At 68.9% G+C, this 15,081-nt stretch carries 9 protein-coding genes and 4 pseudogenes; 9 read left to right on the top strand and 4 right to left on the bottom strand.

All coding sequences use genetic code 11. The features are described 5' to 3' along the window. From ACZ7DL_RS36680 to tpg, 3 genes and pseudogenes are all read left to right on the top strand, one after another. Positions 1-91 (top strand): annotated as a pseudogene (locus tag ACZ7DL_RS36680) (IS5/IS1182 family transposase); the annotation flags it as partial. A 227-nt stretch (positions 92-318) separates the two neighbouring features. After that, positions 319-2,574: a telomere-associated protein Tap gene (gene tap, locus ACZ7DL_RS36675; protein ID WP_470781050.1), complete on the top strand. Its 2,256-nt coding sequence runs from the start codon at positions 319-321 to the stop codon at positions 2,572-2,574. 12 nt (positions 2,575-2,586) lie between these two features. Next, positions 2,587-3,144 (top strand): telomere-protecting terminal protein Tpg, encoded by a 558-nt coding sequence (gene tpg, locus ACZ7DL_RS36670; RefSeq protein WP_470781048.1) that lies wholly within the window; start codon positions 2,587-2,589, stop codon positions 3,142-3,144. 422 nt (positions 3,145-3,566) lie between these two features. Here tpg and ACZ7DL_RS36665 read toward each other — a convergent pair. Next, positions 3,567-4,625: pseudogene (locus ACZ7DL_RS36665) on the bottom strand (ISAzo13 family transposase); the annotation flags it as partial. On the opposite strand from ACZ7DL_RS36665, the gene ACZ7DL_RS36660 reads away from it, so the two are divergent. Continuing rightward, complete coding sequence (locus ACZ7DL_RS36660) at positions 4,599-5,978, top strand: hypothetical protein (RefSeq protein WP_470781047.1); 1,380 nt, start codon at positions 4,599-4,601, stop codon at positions 5,976-5,978. The pseudogene ACZ7DL_RS36665 and the gene ACZ7DL_RS36660 overlap by 27 nt on opposite strands. A gap of 85 nt (positions 5,979-6,063) precedes the next feature. Here ACZ7DL_RS36660 and ACZ7DL_RS36655 read toward each other — a convergent pair whose 3' ends face one another. Next, on the bottom strand, positions 6,064-6,768 hold the full coding sequence (locus tag ACZ7DL_RS36655; protein ID WP_470781045.1) for a TetR/AcrR family transcriptional regulator C-terminal domain-containing protein: 705 nt from the start codon (positions 6,766-6,768) through the stop codon (positions 6,064-6,066). 124 nt (positions 6,769-6,892) lie between these two features. On the opposite strand from ACZ7DL_RS36655, the gene ACZ7DL_RS36650 reads away from it, so the two are divergent. From ACZ7DL_RS36650 to ACZ7DL_RS36630, 5 genes and pseudogenes are all read left to right on the top strand, one after another. Beyond that, positions 6,893-8,128, top strand: a complete 1,236-nt coding sequence (locus ACZ7DL_RS36650) for an FAD-dependent monooxygenase (protein WP_470781042.1) — start codon at positions 6,893-6,895, stop codon at positions 8,126-8,128. A 202-nt stretch (positions 8,129-8,330) separates the two neighbouring features. Continuing rightward, positions 8,331-9,332 (top strand): hypothetical protein, encoded by a 1,002-nt coding sequence (locus tag ACZ7DL_RS36645; RefSeq protein ID WP_470781041.1) that lies wholly within the window; start codon positions 8,331-8,333, stop codon positions 9,330-9,332. A 13-nt stretch (positions 9,333-9,345) separates the two neighbouring features. Further along, on the top strand, positions 9,346-9,768 hold the full coding sequence (locus ACZ7DL_RS36640) for a hypothetical protein (RefSeq protein WP_470781040.1): 423 nt from the start codon (positions 9,346-9,348) through the stop codon (positions 9,766-9,768). 154 nt (positions 9,769-9,922) lie between these two features. Beyond that, positions 9,923-10,126, top strand: a pseudogene (locus ACZ7DL_RS36635) (transposase); the annotation flags it as partial. A 19-nt stretch (positions 10,127-10,145) separates the two neighbouring features. Continuing rightward, positions 10,146-10,295 (top strand): annotated as a pseudogene (locus ACZ7DL_RS36630) (IS5/IS1182 family transposase); the annotation flags it as partial. Between the two features lie 115 nt (positions 10,296-10,410). Here the strand turns inward: ACZ7DL_RS36630 and ACZ7DL_RS36625 are convergent. Beyond that, the gene (locus ACZ7DL_RS36625) at positions 10,411-14,769 is read right to left on the bottom strand and encodes a trypsin-like peptidase domain-containing protein (RefSeq protein ID WP_470781039.1); all 4,359 of its coding nucleotides are present in this window, start codon (positions 14,767-14,769) and stop codon (positions 10,411-10,413) included. Then, positions 14,766-15,077 (bottom strand): CU044_2847 family protein, encoded by a 312-nt coding sequence (locus ACZ7DL_RS36620; protein ID WP_267017346.1) that lies wholly within the window; start codon positions 15,075-15,077, stop codon positions 14,766-14,768. Before ACZ7DL_RS36620 ends, ACZ7DL_RS36625 begins: the two co-directional genes overlap by 4 nt. Positions 15,078-15,081: the final 4 nt, after the last annotated feature.

The following is a 15,081-nucleotide window of genomic DNA, read 5'->3' as shown; positions in this document are numbered from 1 at the left end:
GCACCGTCGCTACGAGCGCAAACCCGACCACTTCCTCGCCTTCACCGCGCTCGCAGCCGCTCTGATCTGCTACCGCAGACTCCCCAAATGAAATGGCCTGTTAATGCCACCACTCCCCCTCGACCACGTCGCATGCTCTTGCGCTGCTTCGTCACGCCCTCGCACGAGGGACCCTCCCCACCGCTGGCACACAGTCCAGGTCGGGTGACAGGACTTTATCACCCCGAACACCGCTCGTACGCTCTATGTACGTCAGCCGTACGCTTTCAGTACGCCGTAGGGGCATTTCAGGGTAGAATAAGGGGCGGAGGTGTCCCCATGTCCGAGTTGTTCGACGCGGTCGACGCGCTGGTCGCATCCCGTTCCCCGCTGCCACCGCCGGCCGAGCGCAGGCGGCTGCGCCAGGCTCACGCGCTCACCCTGGACGAGGTGGCCTCGGCCCTGGGCGTGCGGCGGGCGACCGTGGGTGGCTGGGAGTCGGGCAAGGCCGAGCCCCGGCCCCCGGAGCGGGAGGCGTACGCGCGCCTGCTGAAGCAGCTCGCCAAGCTCTACCCCGCCCCCGAGAGCACCGGCGCTCCGCAGGAGGACACGGGCACTGTGGCGCCGCAGGCATTCACTACCGCAGTGCCCGCTGCGCAGGCTCGGCCCACGGGCGGGGCACCGGAGGCTGCTGCCGCGCCCGCGGCCGAGGAGCCCTCGGCCACTCCCCCGGCGCCTGTTCGGCGCGCAGCACCGGCCGCTGTGTCGCTGCCGCGTGCCGAACAGGCGCCGCGAAGTTCGCGCCGCCCCGCCGCCGCGGGGAAGACCGCCCCTGCGAACACCCCCGCGCCGGGTGGGGCGTACGCGCACGGTCCGCTGCTCGTCCTCGACGCCGACTCCAAGCGGAATGTGACCGGCTACGGCGTCGGCGGCCTGATCCTGGACGTGCCCGCCAAGTCCCTGCCCGCCCTGATCGAGTGGACGCTCACCGAGGCTCAGCTCGGGGCCGAGAAGCTGCACGGCTCGGGCAAGGACGCCGACCCGCTGCTGGTGCTCACCGAGGCCGCGTGCGAACGGTACGGCCTGCCCGGTCAGCTGTCGGAGTCCGAGCGGCTCGCCGGGCGGCTGGCGGAGGGGCACAAGGTCATCAAGCAGCTTCAGCGTGCCGACTGGCAGCTCACCAAGCGGGGGCTGGGGCCGTGGGCGCGGATCTACCGCCCCGCCCAGGGGGGCCGTCGGCAGTGCGTGCAGCTGTGCATCCCTTCCTGGCGCGCCCTGGACGGCCGCGCGTGGGGCCATGCCGCGCAGCTTCAGCCGGCGGACCTGGCCCAGGTGCTGGGCGTGTACGCGCAGCGGGTGATGACGCCGGTGGGCTCCACCGCCGTGACGGGGCTGCATCTGATGACGGCGCTGAACCCGCCGACCCGGGCAAGTGAGCCGGACGCCGACGGCAAGCGGCACCGCGAGCATCGGCCCGGGTCGCTAGGTTCCGAGCCGATGGACCCGGCACCGTGCGAAGCGACCGACGGACACCCGGTCCTGGCTGACCTTCCGCGGTTCCATGTGCGCGGCCCCGGCGAGCGGCTGTTCGAGGAGGCTTACGACTGGGCGCGGGACCTGACCGACGAGGAGTGCATGAAGCGCTACCTGGTCGGTATCGACGTCAACCTCGCCTTCGGGGCGGCCGCCAACGGCGCGGTCGTCGGCCTGGCGTCGCCGCCCGTGCACGTCACCAACCCGGTCTTCGATGCGGCATTGCCCGGCTCCTGGCTGGTCGACCTCTCCCACGTCGACCTGTCCCGGGTGAAGGTCGGCAAGCAGTGGCGCGACCTCGACGGTGACCTGCTGCCCAGCCCGTTCACGCCGACCGGCGAACGCCCCACCGGCCCGGCCTGGTACGCCACGCCGACGGTCGCGTATGCCGTGGAGCTCGGCTACGACGTCGCGCCCGTCGAGGCGTGGGTGCGCCGTGAGAGCGGCCGGTTCCTGGACGGCTGGTACAAGCGGCTGCGCGACGCCTACGTCGCCACCATGGCGGAGTTGGGTGTGGCGGAGAAGCTGCCCCCGGCCGAGTTCCTGGAGGCGATGGACGGCTACAAGCGCCGTGATCCGGAGCTGGGGATCGTGGTGGACGCCGTCAAGATGACCGTCAAGGGCGGCATCGGCAAGCTGCAGGAGAAGGCGCGCGGGGGCGGCTGGAAGCCGGGGCAGGCATGGCCCGCGCTCGCCCGGCCGACCTGGCGGCCGGACATCCGCGCGACCGTCATTTCCCGGGCCCGGGTCAACATGCACCGCAAGATGCTCAACCTGGCGGCAGCCACCGGCCGCTATCCGGTCGCGGTCCTCTCGGACTGCGCCGTGTACGCCGCCGACGGCCCCAGCCCACTGGACGTCCTGCCCTACGACGCCGACGGCAAGACGGTGCCGGGCTCATTCCGGCTGGGGGTGTCGCCCGGCATGGTCAAGCACGAGGGCACCCAGAGCGTGCTATGGGGCGCCAACGTCCTCGAACAGCTCGTCGGCGACGGCCATGCCGCCAACCTCGCCCGCTACATCAAGACCGGTGAGGTCACCGCCAAGGACACCGGAGAGTAGGGGAATCGCGGCATGGTCACGGTCGGAGAAGGACTCGACAAGGCGGTGCAGGGCGCGTTCACGCGGCCCGTTCCCAAGTCCGCCGGGGCGCAGATGCGTTACCTCGTCAAGAAGCACGGCGGCCGGACGATGCCGGTGGCCGAGCTACTCGGCATCAGCCAGCGCACGGTGGAACGGTACGTGAAGAACCAGATCAAAAGGCCCCGGCCGGAGCTCGCCGACCGGCTGGAGCGTGAGGTCCGCGCACGTTGGCAGCCGCAGATCAGGGCGAAGGCGAAACAGGCCGCGGCCACCACGAGCGGCATCATGATCGATGTGCAGGCGAGGTTCGGCTACACCGCCGCCGTCGGCAGCACCGACCAGGCCCGCGTGCGTCACCTCACCCTGGCCCTGCCGCCCCGTCACGCCGCCCGCCTCCTTCAAGCCCAGGAAGCCGGTGTCGACGAGGACGACCTCCGCGAGATCGCCGCCGAGGCATTGGGTGAGGTGTACTTCCGCGACGGCGGCCGCCGTGCCCACGGCCTCGAAGTGGAACTCAAGGACATCGTCGACCTTCAGTTTGAGCTGTAGGCGGTCAGTGCGCCGGGGCAGGAAGCAGGACAGGGCGTCGGGGAGAGCTGTGAGAGCAGGAGCGTTACGGACTGTGCCGCTGGCCGACCGCCTCCACCTGCCCCATCTCGCCCCGCCGACCACGACCTCCTCTGGCAACGCCTCACCACCCGCTGAAACAGCCCCCTCGCCCCAACTCTCGGAAGCGGCCAGCACGGGTACCTACAGGCGCGCCAAACCACCCTACGCAAAAGCCGCTGCCTCGCTCAGCTCACTGCGCAGCACCAAACAGCCAGCTCGACCCGCACACCACCAGCCACCCACGCCCCGACGCCGCCCAAGCCCCCACCGACAGAACAGAACTACCGCTCAGTACAACTGAGCAACAGCAGGCCACAACCGAGATCAATAAGCACGTGCGCCAGCTAAGGGCTCGCAGAGAATCAACATGTTGGTTTGATCTTCGTGGGGCTGCTGTTGGCGAGGAAGGCGGTGACGTCAGCGGGTGTCCGGAACCTGGCCGTTGAGGGTGGAATGGTGCAGCCGTGCTCGGCCAGGAGGGGCTGGATTTGGTGAACGGCCCTGGTGAGGGTGCTGGTATTGACTCCGAAGAGCTGGGCGAGCAGGTCTCCGGTGGAGAGTCTGCGCAGGTAGAGCACGGTGGCCAGGACTCTGTCGGTGGTGGTCAGCTTGTCCTTGGTTCCTGCGCCGCGAGCACGGATGCGTTCGCCTCCTCGCTGCTGGAGTCGTCCTTGCTCACGTAACTCGTCCAGTTGCGGCGCTAGTTCGTCGACGAGTTTGTCCAGCGCCGGTTCGGACATGCCGGTCAGCTCCGGATTGCGCAGACACCCAGTGCAGGGCTGCGGGGACGGGCTGCCGACTGACCGCTTCTTGGCCACGCTTGTGGTGTCGCAAGGTTGAGGGTGGAGGGTGTAGTTCCAGTCGCCGTGGAAGCGGTGCCGGTGCATGGGTAGAGCGTCGATATCGCTGTCGGTGACCTTGATGCCGGTGTCGTAGGTGCCCGGGTCGAGTTCGGCGTGGACTTTCAGCCCGGTGCGGGTGGTGGTCGCCGCGATGCTGTTCACGATGACGTCGTGGCTGGTCAGCGGGCGGCCGCGCCAGTTCATGGAGATGTGGGAGAACAGCCGGTGCTCGATCTTGTTCCATTTCGAGGTGCCCGGCGGCATGTGGCAGACCGTGATGGCCAGGCCCGTCTCGGCGGCCAGGGCTGCCAGTTCAGTTTTCCAGGCGCGGGTGCGGTAGCCGTTGGAGTCGCCGGCGTCCGCGGTGATCAGCAGGCGGGTGGCGGCCGGGTAGTCGTGGCGGCCTCGAGCCTGCCACCAGCGGCGGATGGAGGCGACAGCGAACGCGGCGGTGTCGTGATCCGTGCCGACACTGAGCCAGCCGGTATTCGCGGCGATGTCGTAGATCCCGTACGGGATCGCCTTGCCCGGTCCCTGCCAATCCAGGAAATCGTGCGTCTTGACCAGGACCGGCTCACCTCTCACTGCGGCATGGTCCAGCCACTGATCGCGCGGGATGACTACGGTACCGAGGTCTGCGGACCATGTGTCGGCTTCGCCGCCGACTACACCTGCAAGCAGTGCGGCCGGACCGGTAACCCCCACAGCCGCGGCCGATGCGCTCACTGTGTCCTCGCCGAGCGGGTCAACGCCCTGCTGGCCGGGCCCGACGGCACCGTCGCTGAGCAGCTGAGACCGCTCGCGGAGGCACTGACACACGCTCCCTCACCTTTCCCCGCCATCCAGTGGATCAAGGAAAGCCCGAACACCAAGCTCCTTTCCCGACTCGTTGCGGAAGGCGACACGCTCACACACGAGCCGCTGGACGAGCTCCCGCCCAGCCGGAACCAGCGCTACATCCGTCAACTCCTCGTCCGTACAGGCATCTTGGAGGAGCGACACGGGGACCTCGAACGCATCCCCGGCTGGCTGGAGCACGAACTCGCGGACAAGCCGGCCGCCCACGCCAACCTTGCCCGCCCGTTCCTGAACTGGTTTCTGCTCCGGCAGGCACGCCAGCGGGCCGCCATCCGCCGCCATCCCGCCTCCGCCGACCGCGACCTGCGGCGTCGCGTCAGCGTCGCCCTGGAGTTCATGGCCTGGATGGACCAGCGTGGCCTTGTCCTCGCCGATCTCGCCCAGGAACACATCGACGACTGGATCGCCGGAGCCACCAGCCAGCGACGCTACCTGATCCGCTACTTCCTGAAGTGGACCACGAGCCGTCGACTCACCCGCGAACTCACCGTCCCCTCCATCCCGAGGCAGGAACCCCAGAACCTGCTCGACGAGGACGATCGGTGGCCGCTCCTCCAGCGCTGCTTGACCGACGATGCCCTGCCCACGGACGTCCGTGCCGCCGGCGCGATCACCCTGCTGTTCGGCCCGTCCACCGAACGCCTCTGCCATCTGACGCCCGAGCACCTCAAGTTCGGCGACAAGCACGCCCACCTGGTCCTGGGCCGCCACCCCGTCCTGCTGCCTCCGCGGCTCGCCGAGCTCCTGCGGCACCTCGCTGAACAACCGCAGCTGCGGCCGCAGCTCTCGCGAGCCCGCCCAGGCCCCCGGTGGCTCTTCCCGGGCATGGTCCCGGGCAAGCCGATCTCGACCCACGGCATGACTCAGAAGCTCAACCGGCACGGCATCCCGGTTCGCACCGCGCGCAACGCGGCGCTGGCCGCCCTCGCTGCTGATCTCCCCAGCCCGATCCTCGCCGACGTGACCGGGATGCACCGCCACACCGCACTCCGCTGGGTCGCCTACGCCCGACGCGACTGGGCCGAGTTCCTCGCCGCACGTGCCGGGGAACAAGGGCAGGGTGTTCGCGAGTAGGGCTGGTCAGGGCCAGGATGCATCGGCTGGAGATCGTCCCCGAGTAGGCGCCACTTGAAATGAGTCGCGGCTGATCTTCCCCAAGTTACCCGGCGCGGCGCGTGATCAGGGCCTCCAGACCGTCGAGGATCCGCTCCAGGCCGAAGTCCAGCGCCTGATCCCGGCCGTCCTGTGAGTCAATGGCCGCGGCGAGCGCGGGGAAGCGGTCGGCGTGCAGGTGCACCAGGGGGCCGAGGACGGCCAGGAGTTCCGTCTCGGGCGAGCCGCCCGGACGGGCCGCGCGGGCCTGCTCGGCGATGCCCCGGACGTGCCCGGCCAGCAGCACCGCGGCGTCCATCCGCTCGGGGCCGGTCAGCCCGTGGCCGTCCAGGGCCGCCACCACCCGCTCCAGCCAGCCGAGTTCCTTGGGGCCCATCACCCGCGGGCCGACGGTGGCGTCGAGCAGCCACGGGTGCTCGGTGAACGACCTCGCCAACTCTTTTGCCCAAGCCGTTAGTTGCTCACGCCAGCCGAGCCCTTCCACGACCGGCGGCGGTCCGCCGACCGCGGCCTCTACCATGAGCGCGACCAGCTCCGCCTTGCCGGGCACATAGCGGTAGAGCGACATCTTGGTGAAGTCGAGCAGTCCGGCCACCTTCTGCATCGAGACTGCGCCGAGGCCCTCGGCATCCGCGATCTCGACGCCCGCCGCAGCGATCCGCGCCAGGCTCAGCGCGGGCTTCGGCCCCCTGGACGGCTTGGCGGGCGGTCCCCAGAGCAGCCGCACCGCCTCGTTCGTTTCCTCGCCCAATTCCCGCTCCGTCCCGCATTTCCGCCTGTCCCTTGCGAGGCGACCTAACTGCGTCTATGGTACGCAGAAATAAACCGTGTCCACCAGACGCAGTTATTCGACAGACTCAGATGGAGTGGTTCACGTGAGCACGAAGGTCCTGATCTCGGGCGCGAGCATCGCCGGCCCCGCACTGGCCTACTGGCTGGGGCGGTACGGCTTCGAGACCACCGTTGTCGAGCTGGCCCCCGCCCTGCGCGGCGGCGGCCAGGCGGTCGACTTCCGCGGCAAGACCCACCTGACCGTGCTGGAGCGGATGGGCGTGCTCGACGAGCTGCGCGCGCTCGACACCGGCGGCAGCCCGATAACCTTCGTCGACCAGCGCGGCCGTCAGATCCTCCACCTGCCGGCCGACTTCGCGGGCGGGGACGTCGAGGTCCCGCGCGGGGAGCTCGCCCAGGTGCTGCACCAGCGAAGCCTCCCGCGCACCGAGTACCTCTTCGGCGACTCGATCACCGCCCTGGAGGAGACGCCCACCGGTGTCCGGGTGACCTTCCAGCACGGCGCGCCACGCGAGTTCGACCTGGTGATCGGCGCCGACGGGCTGCACTCCAATGTCCGACGGCTCGCCTTCGGCCCGGAGGAGCGCTACGTCCGCCACCTCGGCTACTACGCGGCCACCTGGCAGTTGCCCAACTACCTGGGCCTGCCGACCGGTTCAGTCGGCCTCAACGTCCCCGGCCGGCTTGCCGCCGTCGGCGCCGACCACCGCGACCCGACCAAGGCAGGCGCCTTCTTCGTCTTCGCCTCAACCGAACTCCGTTACGACCGCCACGACGTGGCGCAGCAGAAGAAGCTGATCCGGGACGCCTTCGCAGGCCTCGGCTGGGAGGTGCCCCGGCTGCTGGAGAGCCTGGGGCAGGCCCCCGAGCTGTACTTCGACTCGATCAGTCGGGCCGACGTCCCCGCCTGGTCCTCCAGTCGGGTCGCCCTGCTCGGCGACGCCGCCTGTGGGGCCACCATCGGCGGCATGGGCACCGGCACCGCCGTGGTGGCGGCGTACGTCCTGGCCGGCGAGCTGGCCCGGGCCCGAGGCGACCACCGCACCGCCTTCGCCCGCTACGAGCACACCCTGCGCGACTACGCCCAGGGCTGCCAGAAGGGCGGCGACCGCACCGGCCCGTTCCTGGCGCCCGGCACCGCGACCGGGCTGCGGGTGCGCAACGGGCTACTGAACCGGCGCTGGATCCTCGACAAGATGCTGAAGATAGGCAAGCAGATCAGCAGCGTCGATCTGCCAGACTACGCAGCCGGGCCGTCCAACGCCGCTGCATTCAGTCCCGTGGGCGGACAGGTCAGCCCTCGGGCAGCACGCCGCTAACGGGACCACCCGGTCGCGGGCGGCTCGCAGCGCGACGGTGAAACCGTGCACGATCGAACCCTGGCCGGACAGGGAGCTCTCGGCACTGAGCAACACCTGCTCTCGGTACTCGCCGACGAAGCCACCCGCTGGCCCCAACGTGGGTGGGAAGGACGGAATACTGCACGGTTGGAATAACCCCCTCCCGCCAGTAGTGCTCGGGTTGCGCCATGGCTGCTGCCCGGATCCCGAGCCCGTCGCCTCCGGCTGCATCGGCCGGCACCTGATCTACGGGCATGAGTTCAAGAACGCCACCGACGAGCACGGTAACCACCACTCTGCCGGGCGCGAGCGCGACGTCCCGTGGGTGGCCATCGCCCCCGTCGTCAACGCCATCCGCGTGCTGGAGCGCATGGTCCAGCCCGGCGAGCTGCTGTTCAGCCACGCAGTGCACGGCGCCATGGCCGGCCCCGGCGCCGGCTCCCTGCGCTCACCCGCCCTGCGGGTGCGGATCGAGGACTTCGTCGTCTGGGCCGACGCCGAAGCCGCCCGCTACGGCCTCCCCGGCGAGGTGATCCCGCCCGACCCTCACGGAGCGGTCGGCACGAGGCGCTTCCGCCGCACCCTGGCTTGGCACATCGCCCGCCGCCCGGGTGGGCTCGTCGCCCTGGCCATCCAGTACGGCCACCTGCGCACCGCGCTGGTCTCCGAGGGATACGCCGCGCGCAGCCGCGACGGCATCCATGAGCTGATCGACATCGAGACCGTCCGCGCAGTGGCCGACACCGTCGCCGACCTCAACGACGATCTGGAGGCCGGCGGCGGCCTCTCCGTCCCGGCCGCCCGGCGCGCCATCAAGGCCGCCGCCCGCGCCCCGCGCTTCGAGGGCACCCTCATCAACGCCACCACGCCCGCCGCCTGCTCGCCAACGACGACGCCCTCATCTACGACAACCCGCAGGCGCTCCTGCTGTGCCACTACAAGCGGGAACAGGCCCTGTGCCACCGCACCGGCGTCCGCGATACCCCACGGCTCGATCACTGCATGCCCGGCTGCGGCAACATCGTCCGCACCGACCACCACGCCACATCACTGCGCGACCACGCCAACACCCTCGACAAACAGGCCACGCACGTGCCCCAGCCGATCAGTGAACGGCTACGCGACCACGCCGGCCGCCTGCGCGGCATCGCCGACACCCATGACCGCACCCGGATCACCCTGAAGGACCCCACACCGTGAGCGGAGCAGCAGACGAGCGCGATCGCATCCGCGCCGCCATGGACCGCATCTTGACCGGACGCCCCGAGCGCTCCAACGGAGCCCTGACCGTGGTGGCCCTCGCCCTCGAGGCCGGCATCCCCCGCAACGCCCTCACGCAGCGCCACCTCGATCTGAAGAACGAGTTCTACACCAAGGTCAAAGAGCGCGGGCACCCCACCGACGTCGAGACCCGGCTCCGCAAGCAAGTCGTACGGCTCAAGGAACTCCGCGAGAAGGACAAAGCCGAACTCGAACAACTCCGCGCCGACGTTCAGGGCCTGGTCCGGGTGGTCAACCAACTGACCTTGGAAAACCATCAGCTGCGCGAACTGCTCTCGAACCCCGACCCGGTCGTCCGTGTCCTTCCCGTTCAGCACACACGGCCTCAACGCGATTGATCCCTGGGAGGGGTAGTCCTACGTGCCGGTCATGGACCCGCGGCATGGCGCCAGCGGGTCCACCCGAATGCGCGGCGCGTGGCTTACTGATCATTTCAGAATGAGTTGAGCTGCGGATCTTGCACCCGACAATCTTGGCAGGGTATCCGGGTGTGTGCTGATCTTGTTCCGGACGCCCTGGGAGCGGGTGGCCCCGCTGCTGCCACCCGCTCCCGAACGACGCCGCCGCCATCCCGGGCGGTTGCGTGTTTCTGACCGAACAGCACTCGCCGGCATCCCGTTCGTGCTGCGAACCGGTGTCGCCTGGCGGGACGTCCCCGCGGAGACCGTGGGCTGCTCCGGCGTGACGGCTTGGCGCGGCGTCGGAGTCGTCTTGGATGGCCCCGTTCACCGGGCTGAGCCGAGCGTGTTTGCCAAGCCGATGCGCCAACTGCGGCGACAGGCCGCGACTTACGCCGCCGAGGCCGACCGTGGAGCCTGCCGCTGGAGGACCGAGTCTGCTCGTCATGGCGTACTGGCGCACCAACCGCCATGGATCGAGGCTCCTGCATGGCGGAAGCGTAGGCGGCTCCGCATGCCTCAGCCGACAGCAGACTGACCGCCTCGTTCGTACCTAACCGAGTATTTCAACAGAGCCCTTACTCAGACCCGTTCCATACTGATCACGAGCACTCCGTTGTCCAACGTGATTGCCACGAGAGTGTTGATCGCAATCAGCACGTTGGGACGACCAAGTATGGGAATCTCCGATAACGGCGAGCCGTCGAGACAGTACAACCGCACAGTCTGGTCCTCACTGGCGGTGGCGAGGAGGGTGCGGCCGTCATGGGCGGGAACCGTGCACAACGCCCTGATCCCGTCGGTGTGGCCAAGGAAGCGGCGTTCTTCGGTACCGGTGGCCGGATCCCACAAACGCACGGTGCAGTCCTCGCTGGCGGTGGCGAGGAGGGTGCGGCCGTCATGGGCGGGAACCGTGCACAACGCCCTGATCCCGTCGGTGTGGCCAAGGAAGCGGCGTTCTTCGGTACCGGTGGCCGGATCCCACAAACGCACGGTGTTGTCGTTGCCTGCAATGGCGAGGAGGGTGCGGCCGTCAGGGACGGGAACCGTGCACAAGGCATCGACCCTGTCACCGTGGCCGTAGAGGTGGTGCTCTCGGGTACCGGTGGCCGGGTCCCACAGCGCGGTGGTGCCGCTGCCGTAGAGCCCGGTGGCGACGAAGGTGCGTCCGTCACCGGCCGGAACCGCGCATATCTTCATGACCGGCAACTCGTGATGGTTGAGGACACGTTCCTCGACTCCCGTCGTGGGGTCCCACAGTCGCACAGTGCAGTCGTGACTGGCGCTGGCAAGGAGGGTACGGCCGCCGCCGGCGGGAACCGTGCACAGGGCGCTCACTCGGTCGCTGTGGCCGCGGAGATGGTGTTCTTGGGTACCAGTGGCGGGGTTCCACAAGCGTACGGCGCCGTCGCCTCCGGTGGCGAGGAGGAGGTGGCCGTTGCTTAGGGAAAACACGTGCACAGTGGTGATCAGATCCTCATGGTCCAGAATGTGTCCCGGTGCTCCGGTGGCGGGATCCCACAGCCGCACCTTGGTGTTCGCAGCGGTCGCGAGGAGAGTACGGTTCTTGCCCATTGAAACCGTGCACGATGCGCGAAAGGGAACACTCCGGTCGTCGAGGAGCCGATCCTCGGTCTCTGCAGTGGGGTCCCACAGTCGCACAGTGCGGTCGTAACTACCGGTGGCGAGGAGGGTGCGGCCGCCACCCGCTGGAACCGTGGTGATCGCGCAGATCACGCTGCTGTGACCGTAAAAGGCCTGCTCCTCAGTGCCGGTAGTCGGGTCCCACAGTCGCGCTATGTCGTATTGTTCGGTGGCGAGGAGGGTGCGGCCGTCACTCGCCGGAACCGCACACAACCGCATGGTGCGGCTGAGGTCGGGGAGGCAGCGTTCCTCAGTCCGGGTGGCTGGGTCCCACAGCAGCACGGGGTTGTTGTCGCCGCTGGCGATTGCGAGGAGGGTGCGGCCATCACCAGCCGGAACCGCACACAATGCCGTGACCCAGCGAACTCGGCCGTCGAGGAAGTGATCTTGTGCGCCGGTAGCGGGGTCCCACAGCCGCACGGTCTGGTCGTTGCTGGCGGTGGCGAGGAGGGTGCGGCCGCCGCCAGCCGAAACCGCGCACAACTTACTCACCCAGTGGGAGTGGCCGTCAAGACGGTGTTCCTCCGTACCTGCGGCGGGGTCCCACAACCGTGCCGTGTGGTCCAAGGATCCGGAAGCAAGCAGGACACGGCCATCACCGGTCGGCACAGTGCACAACTCAGTGACCGAGTCGGTGTGGCCGTCAAGGCGGTGTACCTCGGTGCCGGTGGTGGGGTCCCACAGCCGCACGGTGTGATCCTGACTGGCGGTGGCGAGGAGGGTGCGGCCGTCACCGCCCGGCACGGCACACAATGCGGTGACCCAGTTGGTGTGGCCGTCAAGGCGGTGTACCTCGGTACCCGTGGTGGGGCCCCACAGTCGCACTGTGGAACCGGCAGCAGCGGCCAAGAGGAAGCGATCCGCACCCGCTGGAACCGCACACAACGCACCGACGCGTTGGCTGTGACCGTGGAGGATCTGTTCGACGGCGCCGATCGCAGGGTCCCACAGTCGCACTGTGGAACCGGCAGCAGCGGCCAAGAGGAAGCGATCCGCACCCGCTGGAACCGCACACAACGCATCGACGCGTTGGCTGTGACCGTCGAGGACGACCTCCTCATTCTGTAGCGTGGCCGCCCATTTTGCGCGGTAGGCGCCGGCGGAGGAACGGGTGCGGTAGGTGGAGCCCAGGTTGTGTACTGCTTCGCTGATGCTGAATAGGGCGGCGCGTTCGCCAGGCGTGGCCTCAATGGCGCGGGGTGTCTTCCGCAGTAGACGTGCGCGGGCGCGCGTGGCGGGCGTGGAAGCAGTAATGGCTGCGGGAATTAGACGGCGCAGATCGGCGTACAGGGGATAGGCATCATCGCGCAGCAGCTGTTCGATGGCATGACCGCGTGTGGCATGGCCGGGCAGGGAGCGCAGGAGATAGGCCGGGGCGTGTGCCCAGTCGCTGGCTTGTCCTAGCCGCAGGAAGACGCTGGTGATGGCCCGTTCGTCCGCAGTGATGTCGCAGTGGCGTAGCAGAGCGTCGTTCAATGCCTGGTGGAAGAGCTGGAAGACCGGTACATGGGGCTGGTCGGTGCTGCTTTCGATGAGGAAGTTGGCTGCGGAGGAGCGGGCGAAGGCCCGTAGTTGCTGGTCGGTCGGGACTGTGTGGCCCAAAGCGCTGATGGCGGCCCGCCATGTCTCTATGGGCATGCCGGGAGCTTCTGCGTAGGCCAGGGCAGTCAGAAGTGCCGTGGCAGACACGCCGTCGACTCCGGGAAGGAGGGCAAGATAATCATTCAGGGCCGCATCAACGGTCGGATCGAAGGTCAGCGCGTCGGCGGGGACGGGCAACTGGTCGTGGATGCCGTGGGCGTGGGCGATGAGGCCGGCGACGAGGAAGTTACCCTTGGCGACAAGCGCGATCCGCTCCGCGACGGGTTCGGCGATCTCGCGGGTGTTATAGGGATTGTCGTGGCGTTCGTCGCCGCCGAGTTGAAGGGCTGCCAAGGCATAGGCGGCCAGATCGGCCAGGGCGAAATATTTCGGCGTATCGAGATCGACCAGACGGTGGTTGCCGAAGGCCTCCAGAATGGGGCCGCCATGGTCTCGTCGTCGGGTGCCGACTATGACGCGCACGCCGAGGTGGTGGAGGGTCTCTGCAAGGGGCCGGGCGATGTGGTGAATGATCAGGCGGGCCTGCTGAGGGCTGGCCGCCTCATCTAGAGCGTCGATGACCACGGTGAACCCCGTACGCTTGCCGCCTTCCAGCGCATCGCGCACGCTCGGAGCAAGATCATTGACGTGGGCCGGAAGCCGAGCGGACGCGGCACGGGCGATCTCGCCAGCCACATCCAGGGCGGTCTTTCCCTTGGCGTGAACAGCACAGGCCACCGACCCCTCCGGCGCGCGCACCGCGACATCGTCGGAAGGCAGGGCGGCGGCGATCCCAGGGGCGGCTGTGGTGACGATCCGGCCGAGCACGGCCGACTTGCCCACCCCGGGGGAGCCCGTCACCACCAGGACTTGGCGCCTGGACTGTGTGTCGGTCAGCCAGTCGCAGACCTCGGTCAAGGCAGCCGTACGTCCACGGAAGCGGAATCCGCGTTCGGCGTCGGTGTGCACCCCGCGGGCACGCGGCTGCCAGTGCCGCCCAGCCTCCGGGTCATCCGCCAGGTTCCAGCCCCACGCCGCCAGTGCGCTCCCCCCGGCGGCCTCCGCAGACCAGCTCGTCAGCAGGTCGAGCCTCTGTCCAGGTAGACACCCTGTGATGGCCTGTACGGTGATGGCGCGCGCGTCGCCGTTGCCCTGGGCCTGACCGACCATGCCCACGACAGCTTCGTAGTCCGGCGACCACAGCGCGGCCCCGCTGTAACCGGGCTGCACTACGTAGCGGGAGCCGGTATCCAGTCGCACCCAGCCATAGCCAATCGCCTCCCCGACCACACCATCGGCGGTGTTGCCCAGCATGCCCAGCTTCTGGTCCGGGTGCGGGAACCCGAACGCCCACCACCGGCGCCCCACCAAGCCCGCGGCCTCCGGCTGCCGCAACGGCGCCGCGTACTCCTCTGGCACCACTTCCGCGAGGATCAGCGCCGCAGCATCATCGATGTCCTGCTCCTCCACTGCAGGAGCCGCCACCTCGAGCACCTTCACCCGGCGCCGCAGCAGGCCGGGTGCGTTCGGAAAGGCCACCCACAGCTCCGGCCGCTGCTGCCCGCCCTTGAATACGACGTGCGCGCACGTCAGCACCCGCCTCGCATCGACCAGGAAACCGGAACCCAGCGGTGTGCGGTCCTTCTCCGCGGCGTGGATGGCCGCGACCCACCGATCCGACCCGGGCCGCGGACTGCTGTGCGCTGTCGTACTCACACCCCGCCCGATGCTGTCCCCGGCCAGGTCAAAGTGATCTCGAAGTTCGCCTCGGTCGCGGCCTTGGCAACTAGCCAGTTCGCCGTCCCGGTCACCTTCACCCCGAACTTCACCTCCACCTGCCCCGGCTGCAGCGCCCTCACCTGGTCCAGCACCGCCCGAGCACCCTCTACGGCCGGCGCCACGGCCTCACGGATCCGCCCGACGACCTGTTCGGAACTGACTTGGTGCCATTCATCGGTTGGCTCGATCTCGAACCGAACCTCGGTGCCGTCCTCCACCAGATACGACACAACCTGCAACGCCACCTGA

This window comes from Streptomyces sp. NPDC036984, assembly GCF_055607665.1.
Note: the sequence above shows the minus strand (reverse complement) of the source record. Positions and strands in the feature narration are given on the sequence as shown.

Excerpts from the sequence above, each read along its gene's own strand:
- tap (WP_470781050.1), top strand. The coding sequence starts at position 319 with ATGTCCGAGTTGTTCGACGCGGTCGACGCGCTGGTCGCATCCCGTTCC.
- tpg (WP_470781048.1), top strand. The coding sequence starts at position 2,587 with ATGGTCACGGTCGGAGAAGGACTCGACAAGGCGGTGCAGGGCGCGTTC.